At 32.7% G+C, this 2,533-nt stretch carries 3 protein-coding genes and 1 pseudogene; 1 reads left to right on the top strand and 3 read right to left on the bottom strand.

What is annotated here, in order from left to right:
• Positions 1-205 (top strand): annotated as a pseudogene (locus PVV60_RS10060) (hypothetical protein); the annotation flags it as partial.
• A gap of 91 nt (positions 206-296) precedes the next feature.
• On the opposite strand, the gene PVV60_RS10055 reads toward PVV60_RS10060, so the two are convergent.
• The 3 genes from PVV60_RS10055 to PVV60_RS10045 all read right to left on the bottom strand — a co-directional run.
• Positions 297-620 (bottom strand): helix-turn-helix domain-containing protein, encoded by a 324-nt coding sequence (locus PVV60_RS10055; protein ID WP_006590526.1) that lies wholly within the window; start codon positions 618-620, stop codon positions 297-299.
• A 1-nt stretch (position 621) separates the two neighbouring features.
• Entirely contained in the window at positions 622-972 is a 351-nt protein-coding gene (locus PVV60_RS10050) for a type II toxin-antitoxin system RelE/ParE family toxin (protein ID WP_006590525.1), read from the bottom strand.
• Positions 973-1,870: 898 nt separating this feature from the next.
• A partial coding sequence (locus PVV60_RS10045; protein WP_273724623.1) for a hypothetical protein occupies positions 1,871-2,533 on the bottom strand: 663 nt, incomplete at its 5' end.

Here is a 2,533-nt window from a genome sequence, read left to right as displayed (position 1 = left end):
ATTTAATGGACATTTGAACCAGTTTTTAGAAAGTTCTGTTACATCAATCAAAGATAAATACAGTGATTTTGATGCAGCAGCAGATTTTCTTTATGAGACGCGTGCGAAGCAATTAAGTGCTTGGTCTCTGTTTATCCGATATAATATCAAAAAATACAATAAAGTCAATAGGTTTTGTGTAATTATTTTATATGAATCCACTTAGGAATCCACATTTTTAGACGTGATTCATTTGACCATTTTTTATATAAGATTGCCATGTATGAATAGAGCATAAAAAGCAATTATAAAGAGGTTTAAGAAGCAAAAACAACTTCAAATTGTCCTTCAAGCGTTTTAACTTTTTCTGAACTTACAACAATTTTGATATCATTTCCCAATTTTGCCAAACACTCAAGCATTTTCATTTCACTAATCCCTCGAAATTCTCCACTTAAAAGTTTAGACAATTTGGGTTGCGTCATTTTTAAAAGTTGACTAGCTTGCTTTTGTGTTAAGTTTTTTTCTTTAAGAATTTGACTAATCTTATGAGCAAGTTGTGCTTTGATAAGCATCTCTCTGGAATCAGAAAAGCCAAGATCCTCATAAACATTGGAACTACCGTGAAAAATGTTGACCATTTTAATTCCCTTCTAATTGTTCTGCTAACTTGAGACGTTCTTTAATCAGATTTATGTCTGGTTTTGGGGTTGCAATACCATGGGTCGATTTTTTCTGAAAACAATGCAACACGTAAAGAGATTTTTTATATTTTACCGTATAAACAGCGCGATAAGTTCCTTGAATATCACGTTCAATAATTTCTAGAACATTGGCAGATCCAAACCCCTTGAGAACCTTAACATTTTCTCCTTTATCTCCTATCTGAGCAAGATAAAGAGCATAACCAATCCTTTGTTGAATAAGACTAGGAAGACTTTTTATATCTTTGAGTGAAGATCCAAGCCATATGATACGTTTTATTTTACCCATGATTATTAATATACCTATATAGGTATAATTTCAAGTGCTTATTTTAATAATACTAAGTTAGAAATGCTCTATTCTAAAGATAACGAACTCAAAATTGAGCTGGTTAATTTGCAAAGAAATTAGGTTTTAATGAAAAGTAAAAATACGCTTATGAGAACCTCATTAAATGAACCTTTAAACGTTTGAAACATAAAATGAGATCTTTATAAGTGTTTAAAACTTTTTTTATAACAGCTATAACTTAGTTACCATTTGTTCTTAAGAACGTTTCATTTACGAAAAAACAAAGATCTAGATTTCACAGCAGAGCAAAATTTTGAAAACCTTACATTTTATAAAAGCGGTTGTTTATTGTCTTATGAGAGATTGTTTTAAAAACCAATGTTCATAAATGTAAAAGAACGTTTTAAAAAGACATTTGTTTAATAAGCATTTGCTTTTGATTTGTTTGATTTTAGAATGTCAGTTCTTCAATTGACTCAGTTCGATTTTGAGCTTAATATTTTGAAACGTTTTTAAAAGAAGCGTCATGATCATGTGCTTTGTTTTAAATGATCTCTTTAAAGAAAAGGGCGTTATTCTTAATACGTCTGAAGCCATAAAAGCGTTTATAGGCTCTCTTATTCAAATGAGTGATTAAGATCATACGCATCATTTACATTCCTTTTGATAAGTTTTCATACCTTTAATAGAGCGCTTGCAATATGATACGTTTTGTATATATACTCTCATTACCTTTATTAGGGTTGATTCATAAGGATAAACATTTGAAAGCCGCGTCATATCACTTGGCACGGCTTTCTTTTATTAAACTCTCTCTTTTATGATATGTTTATTAGCAATGCATTTTATATGCGTTTATAGCCATTAAAGAATGCACGCCCCCCATGCCTGTCATTTATTTGTCTGTATCCGTAATTTTGATAATATTATCATTTTCATAAACCTCACATTTTTTAGGAACGACACTTACTTTACTTTGACTGTTTAATTTTGCATTGCCATAGGCTTTACCCCAGACCTTGGCATGATATGAAACCTTGGCATTGCCATAAACAGAGCCATAAATCTCAGCATAGCCACTTACAATAACATTGCCATAAACCTTGCCATAAATTTTAGCATGACCTTTGACAATAGCATGGTTATAAATCTTGGCATGGCTGTAAACACAGACAGAGCCAGAAACCTGAGCATGCCCATAAACCCTTGCATAATTATAAACCCAAGCATTATAAGAAATATGCGCATTATCATAAACATGGGCTTCTGTATAAATACGAGCGCTTCCACTCACATGGGCATTGCCATAAACATAGCCAGATATACGTGCATTACTATAGACACAAGCATTGTCATAAACTTTAGCATATTGAGAGATAAAAGCCTTTCCATAGACCTCCGCATTGCCATAGACATGACCACAGACCTGAGAAAAATGGCGTATTTTTGCATTTTCATAAACACGGGCATAGCCATAAACCCACGCATTATCATAGACCCAGCAATTGCCATCATGAGAGAGGTTGCTTTCCTTTTCAATAAAGCCGCCTAGATCGCC

Origin of the sequence: Bartonella sp. AU18XJBT, assembly GCF_028618595.1 — a bacterium.
Taxonomy (GTDB): Bacteria; Pseudomonadota; Alphaproteobacteria; order Rhizobiales; family Rhizobiaceae; genus Bartonella.
Note: the sequence above shows the minus strand (reverse complement) of the source record. Positions and strands in the feature narration are given on the sequence as shown.

What these genes read in the sequence shown, in the direction of transcription:
- PVV60_RS10050 (WP_006590525.1), bottom strand. Translation starts at nt 972, where the DNA reads ATGGGTAAAATAAAACGTATCATATGGCTTGGATCTTCACTCAAAGAT.
- PVV60_RS10055 (WP_006590526.1), bottom strand. Translation starts at nt 620, where the DNA reads ATGGTCAACATTTTTCACGGTAGTTCCAATGTTTATGAGGATCTTGGC.